This is a genomic window from Microcoleus sp. BM001215392, from assembly GCF_036700185.1.
In the GTDB taxonomy this organism is placed as follows: Bacteria; Cyanobacteriota; Cyanobacteriia; order Cyanobacteriales; family Microcoleaceae; genus Microcoleus.
Genome location: NZ_JAUBOJ010000380.1, coordinates 1 through 7206, shown reverse-complemented (window position 1 = coordinate 7206; position 7206 = coordinate 1). Strand labels below are relative to the sequence as shown.

General features: G+C 46.0%; 4 protein-coding genes. All 4 read left to right on the top strand.

All coding sequences use genetic code 11. The features are described from left to right. Positions 1–1820, top strand: a 1820-nt coding sequence (locus QT974_RS28350; RefSeq protein WP_333471726.1) for a CHAT domain-containing protein, incomplete at its 5' end; no start/stop codon positions are given. Positions 1821–2455: 635 nt separating this feature from the next. Next, positions 2456–4003, top strand: coding sequence for a hypothetical protein (locus tag QT974_RS28345; RefSeq protein ID WP_333471725.1), 1548 nt, complete (start codon positions 2456–2458; stop codon positions 4001–4003). 44 nt (positions 4004–4047) lie between these two features. Beyond that, positions 4048–5526 carry a TldD/PmbA family protein gene (locus tag QT974_RS28340; RefSeq protein WP_333471724.1) on the top strand — a complete coding sequence of 493 codons (1479 nt, stop codon included), beginning with the start codon at positions 4048–4050 and terminating at the stop codon, positions 5524–5526. A 169-nt stretch (positions 5527–5695) separates the two neighbouring features. Continuing rightward, entirely contained in the window at positions 5696–7042 is a 1347-nt protein-coding gene (locus tag QT974_RS28335) for a TldD/PmbA family protein (RefSeq protein WP_333471723.1), read from the top strand. Positions 7043–7206 lie beyond the last annotated feature (164 nt).

The following is a 7206-nucleotide window of genomic DNA, read 5'->3' as shown; positions in this document are numbered from 1 at the left end:
AATTTAATCAACTTGCTGAAGCTGAAACAGCACTTCGTGCCTCGATCGCAATTCATGAAACTATGCGTTCAGAATTAGTAAATAACGATCATAAAGCCTCAATTTTTGAAACCCAAGTAGATGCCTATGGCAACCTGCAAAAAGTCCTAGTCGCCCAATCTAAATTTGATGAAGCCTTAGAAATATCCGAAATGTCACGCACCCGTGCCTTCGTCGAATTATTGCAACAAACATTATTAACAAATGAATTACCAACCAATAACGAAACAAATAAATTATCCATCCCCAAAATCCAACAAATAGCCCGCGACAGAAACTCCACAATAATTGAATATTCGATTATCGATTCAGACATCATTTACATCTGGGTAATCCAACCAAACGGCAACATCACCCATCGCGCCGCCAACCTCGATCCCCTCAACCAACAAAACCAAACCCTCAAACAAATCATCCTCAAAACCCGCGTCTCCATCGGCACCGTAGAAACCGACGACGCAGACAACAAAATTCAGCTAGAATCCCAGTACAAACGAGACGAAACAGGCCGCTTTCCCCTCCTCCAACTCCTCCATCAAATCCTGATCGAACCCATCATCGACTTACTACCCACCGATGTTAATTCCCCCATCATCTTCATCCCCCACTACGACTTATTTTTAGTTCCTTTCTCCGCCTTGCAAGATAGCAACAACCGCTACCTAATCGAACATCATACCATCCTCACCAGCCCATCCATCCAAGTATTAGAACTCACCCGCGAACATCAAAACCGAGTCCGAGGATTGAGACAAGCTGCCCTAATTGTCGGCGATCCAACCATCCACCCAAACTTCCAATTAGACCCCCACAAACTCAAGCAAATCCCCAGGGCAAAAGAAGCCGCCGAAGCCATTGCCACCACTTTACAAACCCAAGCAATTAGCGGCGACAATGCCACAAAAGTCGCCATTTTAGACAGAATGCTAAACACGCGCATCGTCCATTTATCCGCCCACGGACTCATCGACGATTTCCAAAGTTCCGGCATTCCCGGCGCGATAATTTTAGCACCATCGGGAGACGACGACGGCGCAATTCATGCTATTGATATCCTGCAATTAAAACTCGATTCCGAACTCGTAGTATTGAGCGCGTGCAGCACCGGTCGCGGTAAAATCACGGGAGATGGAGTCATCGGATTGTCGCGCTGCTTCATCCTCGCGGGAGTCCCCAGCATCGTCGTTTCCCTGTGGAATATGGGAGTGATTTCAGCCAAGTTGCTAATGACTGAATTTTACCAAAATTTAGCGCGCGGGGACGATCGAGCAGCGGCTTTGCGGCGTGCTATGCTAACTACAAAAGCTCGGTTTCCGAGTCCGATCGCTTGGGCTGCATTTACGCTAATTGGCGAAACCGAAAGTTTATCGTTAGAAATTCAACAAGTAGATTTAAGGAGGCTAAAAATGTCGCTACCCGATAATTATACACCTACAGAGATTGTGGCTGGTTTAACTAAGTTATTACGAATATCGGAACCAAAGCTATTTGTTAACGATTTGCCCGCGCTCGACGTGCAACCGACAGATAATGTGAATATTATAGCAGAAAAAATCAAAGATTGGTGCGAAACTAGGAGGGCGATCGAAGAGAATTTAGAGAACGAAATCGAGCAAGGCGGCCCGGGCGGCACGGATGGCGATGCACCGGATGAAATCGTGAGCGAATTTATGGAAGTGATGCTAGAGAATACGATCCGACTTAATCTGTCGCCGCCATCTTCGCTGTCGGTTGAATCAGAGGAGAATTTAGCGATGGAATCTGTCGATAATCCAACATAAATAAAGAAATACGATCGCGCGCTAATCTCAGAAGCCTGGTTTCTTTTTATATGTTTTTTACTCAGCAGACATGATTTATAGAAACCCGGTTTCTCGCCACCAAACGAGAGAATTGCGATCGCACATCCGCGATAATTTACCACATCGCCCGCGCCCAAAATCCCCTCGCTTACCCACAGATCCGCCGGGGGTTGCAAACCCCCGTCTCATAGCGAAAGTCCTCTCAAAGAGGACTGAAAAACATAATTTTTAACAAACATTTCCAGAGTTCCCCAGTCGGTTTTCAACCGACTTTTGCTATGAGACGGGGAATTGATTCACTCCTAGGACTTCGGGACAAACGACAGAAATTAGTGAAGCGAAACTATCCCGTAGGGAATCGCCCTTTTCCCCAATTTTATCAAAAAGGTCGATCGCGCTAATCTCAGAAACCGGGTTTCTTCCTAAATTTTTCGTACTCAACCCAAATTTGTAGAAGAAACCGGGTTTCTCGCCACCCAACAAATCTCAGAAACCGGGTTTCTTCCTTAATCTTTCGTATTCAATCGGTGATTTATCGAAGAAACCCGGTTTCTCGCCACCCAACGAGAGAAACAAGCCGGATATAATATCAATAAATTCTCCAAGATTTGATTATGACCGAACCACCGCAAATCAGAAATCCCAGCATCACCCTGTATGCTTTCCACCTGCGAAATGACGGCGGCGAAGGCTACAAACAAACAGCAAAAAATGCCGAGTTCCTCTGGAACAACTTAGCAGATAATGTCGGCGATCGATTCAACTTTCCCGAACTAAAATCCCTCAGAGATTGCTTAATCTGCTACGAAAACGGACTGTATAGCCCAGCGGGCGAAAATGACAGTTTAAGCAACCAAAAATTACTCAAACCCAACGGCAAAACCTTAAAATTTCAGCCGCTAACTCAGCCAGACAATCTCAAACTCTACGGCTCAATTCTGGCGCGCAGAATTCAGGATACCTACACCGCAGACTTGACTTTATATTATCAAAATGCTCCGATTAAAGCAGACGATTTAAAACAATTAAATCCCCAAGGTTGCCTGCTGCCCGATCGAATTCAAGCATCCCTGGGACAAACATTATTGCTGTATGCAGAGCCTGTAGTGTACCATGATTATCGATCGCTCGCTGACAAGTGCGTGCGGGCTTTTGTAGGAGAAGGAATCCAACCAGAATTAAAGCTTACCGCCACAGGCGAGTTATTTGGAAGTCCGATTTTTGAATACGATAATCCTGCCAAAAACTGTCATATTTTAGTTTGGTTGAAACAGAATCCCCAAACTTTGGATTTAGCAACATCAACTTTTAACTATTATTTTACAAATTTGCTCTGCGCTCGCAGTAAAATTTTGTTTTCCTACAACAAAGCTAAGGAAAGCTACGGCATCGGACAGCAAATAGCCAGCAAGTTAGAAACGATCCTGCCCGAATTTACTCAAATAGAAGCGGAACCAAATCGAGAAATTAAACTCGCGAATTTAAAGAGTTTGTTGGCAAAAATCCGCCTCCTAGTATTCGATTATTCTAAAGAATTGCGTCATCTGCGAGAATTTAGCAATACTATTGAAATTAATGCGAAAAATTACGCGGAAGCTTATGTTAACATTAAACCATTGTCGATCGCGGGCGATGATTTGCGGTTTTTGCAGAAGTTTCGGATTTTGTGCGATCGCAAATATCAAAGTCAAATTCAAAAATACTTAAACTACCTGATAGCGAATCAAGAGTTGTTCCAGCAGACAATCTCGACAATTCGCGGCATGGTAGAAATCGAACAAGCTGAATTGAGTCGGGAACAAGCAGAAAGGGAACACCAGCGCGATCGCGACCAAATACAATTGTACCAGCAAAAGGAACAAGAGCAGAAAGACCGCGATCTAGCTCAAATTACTACTGACAAGGAAAACGCAGAAACAGAGAAAAAGCGCGATCGCCAACTTGAGAATATCATCTTTTTTGTCGGAACTGCGATCGGTGGCGGCCAAATCTTCTCCGCCGCCTATCCTCTCATCAAGGATACACCGATTCGCTGGCAACCGGATTTTTCTCTCCCGCTACATCCCTTTGCTGCGACAATTCTGTGGAGTCTGCTGTTTGGCTTAGTATTTGGCTTGTTAATGCTGGGTATCGCCGTGTTGGTTAGGAAAATACTTAGATAGTAGCGCTATAATGATTGATAACTAACGACGAATGACTCATAACTATGGTACTGTTAACCGCAAAAGTTTCTGCTAACGAGTTGGCAAATTTGGCTGTAGAGTTAATTCAGAAATATGGATGCGAATACGGTGATGTCCGTTTTTGCACTTACCGACGGCAAAGTTTGTATGCGCGCGATCGATCTTTAAGCAATATCTCCGATAATGTAAGTTCCGGTTTTGGCGTGCGAGTCCTGCTAGACGGGGCTTGGGGGTTTGCCGCCAGTCACAGCAAAACACCCGCAGAGGTTGCCAGAATCGTCGCTTTGGCTGTTGAAATCGCTAAAGGCAGCCGCTTGACTCAACAGGAACCGGTGCGCTTAGTTCCCGTCGAAAAATATGTCGATACTTACATTACTCCGATCGCCATTGACCCGTTTTCTGTACCAGTCGCTGACAAAGCCGAACTCCTACTAAATATTAACACACAACTGTTAGCCCACGGCGATCGAGGTATCAAAAAAGCTTTTTCTTTTCTGCAATTCAACCACGAAGACAAGGTTTTCGCTTCCACGGAAGGCTCGCTAATCGAACAAACAATTTACCGCAGTTTTCCTGGTTTTAGATGCACGGCAATTGCGGGCGGCGACGCCCAAAGCCGCGAATATGAGCGCCCGCCATTAAATCTCGGTTACGAACATATTAACCCAACTGATTTGTTGAGTCAAGTAGACAGAGTTGCTGCTGAAGCAATTGAGAAAGTCGCTGCCCCTAAAGCCCCAGCCGGGATTTGCAAATCCCTGATTCTCAAGCCGACTAATTTATTTTTGACAATCCATGAATCAGTCGGACATCCCACGGAATTAGACCGAGTTTACGGCTATGAATCTAACTTCGCAGGCACGAGTTTTGCGACTACTGATAAGTTAAATAAACTGCAATACGGCGCACCTTGGGTGAACTTTAAGTGCGATCGCACTCAACCGGGCGGCCGCGGTACAATGGGTTACGATGATGAGGGCGTCAAATCGCAGGATTGGTACGTTGTCAAGGATGGAATTTTAGTTGATTATCTGACAGATAGAGAGACAGCTTATCGCCTCGGACGCGGTAGCAGCAACGGTTCTGCCTGCGCTGATAGTTGGTCTAGCGTACCGATGGTGAGAATTCCGAATTTGGGATTGGAACCAGGCCCGGATGGCGGCAGTCATACTGCTACTTTGGATCAGATGATTGCTGATACGGAAGATGGGATTTTAATTGACGGTATTGGTAGTTTTTCGATTGACCAACAGCGGCGCAATTTCCAATTCGGCGGCGATGCTTTTTGGAAGGTAGAAAAAGGTAAAGTTGTCGGTATGTTGAAGGATGTAACTTATCATTCGATGAGCACTGATTTCTGGAATCAAGTAGATGCGATTGGGCCTGCTTCCGAACGGGTTCAATGCGGTACTAATATGTGCGGCAAAGGTGAGCCGGTGCAGGTTGCTCAAATGACTCACGCTTGCGTACCGGTGCGAGTCAGAGATATTCAAATTGGGTAATTGGGCATGGGGAATGGGGCATAGGGCATTGGTTAGTTGTTGTTATTTGTTATTTGTTAGTTGTTGTTAGAGATAGTAAGCAATTCCCTATTCCTCATGCCCGATTCTCAATGCCCTGTTTGCCCAATGCCCAATTCCCAATTCCCAATTCCCAATTCCCAATTCCATCATGATTTTAACAACATCGCCCGCAATTTTAAGTGAAGACCAAGCCTTATCTTTACTAGAAAATGTAGTAAAACAATCAGCAGCAGAGGAAGTATTTGTCAGTCTTTCAACGGGCGAAGAATCTCTTTCCAGATTTTCGGAAAATCAAATCAGCCAAAATATTAGCAAAACTGTATTTAGCCTCAACATTACTAGCTATTTCGGTAACAAAAGCGCTTCTGCATCTGTTACCGAATTTGATGAAGATGCGATCGCCCAAACGATCAAACGATCGCAAGAACTAGCCAAAATCGCCCCCGCAGACCCCGAATGGATGCCCTTGCTGCCCCCTCAAACCTACGATTTGCCCCCGGCGGCCTTTGACGAAGCAACGGCCGCTGTATCGCCTCTAGCGCGGGCAGAAATGGTGCGACAAGCTTGTGCGATCGCATCTCAAGAAGGCGCTGATGCTTCCGGTACTTTGAGCGCTGAAACTTCGCTGTACGCGATCGCCTCCTCAACCGGACTCCGCGCCTGCAACTCTTCTACAGAGGCGAATTTCGGCTTTACAGCCCGCATCGGAGACGGTTCTAGCTGGACGGAAAGCACGGCTTGGGGTATCAATGAACTACAAGTATCGGCATTAGCAGCACAAGTTGTCGATCGCGCCAAGGCCTCCCGCAACCCCCGCCCGATCACTCCGGGCGTGTATCCTGTAATCCTTGATGGCGCTGCGTTTGCGGATTTGCTACCGTGGATTGTTTGGGGGATGGATGCGCGGGCGGCGGATGAAGGGCGATCGTTTATGTCGATCGCAGATGAAACCGGAAAACCGGCGGGAAACCGCGCTGGCGAACAACTTTTCAGCCCGTTAGTGCAGGTACAGCGCGATCCGAGTCATCCTTTATTGCGATCGAATAATTTTTTCGGTGACGGATTGAGCAATAGCTATTTGGAAATCATCAAAAATGGTATTCCTGAAAGTTTATCTTATTCCCGCTACTGGGCCGCCCAAAAAGGCAAAGAAGCGAAAGGTGCTTATTACCCGATCGTGATGACAGGTTCCGACCAAAGTTTAGCAGATTTAATCGCTGAAACCGAGATCGGAATTTTCATCAGTCGAGCTTGGTATGTTCGCTATGTGAATCCCAAAACATCGGAAGTAACCGGCATGACTCGCGACGGTACTTTCTGGATTGAAAATGGTAAGATTGTTTACCCGATTAAAAATATGCGTTTCAATCAAGTTTTACCTGATATGTTGCGCGATGTCGATGCAGTTACCGAGGCGAAACGTTACGGCGGTAATGTCGTGCCCGGAGTGCGAGTCAAAGCCTTTAATTTCACCAGCGTTACTGACAGTTTGTAAGTCCAATTTATCACAACCTGTAGGGGCGGATTCACCAACAACAATAGCCTCCAATCAAAAATCTCCTCAACCCGCCCCCCTCATATCAAATCCCGTAGCATCGGAATTATTATATATATAGTGCGAGCGTCTCCCTCGCGACAGATATCGCGAGCGAGACGCTC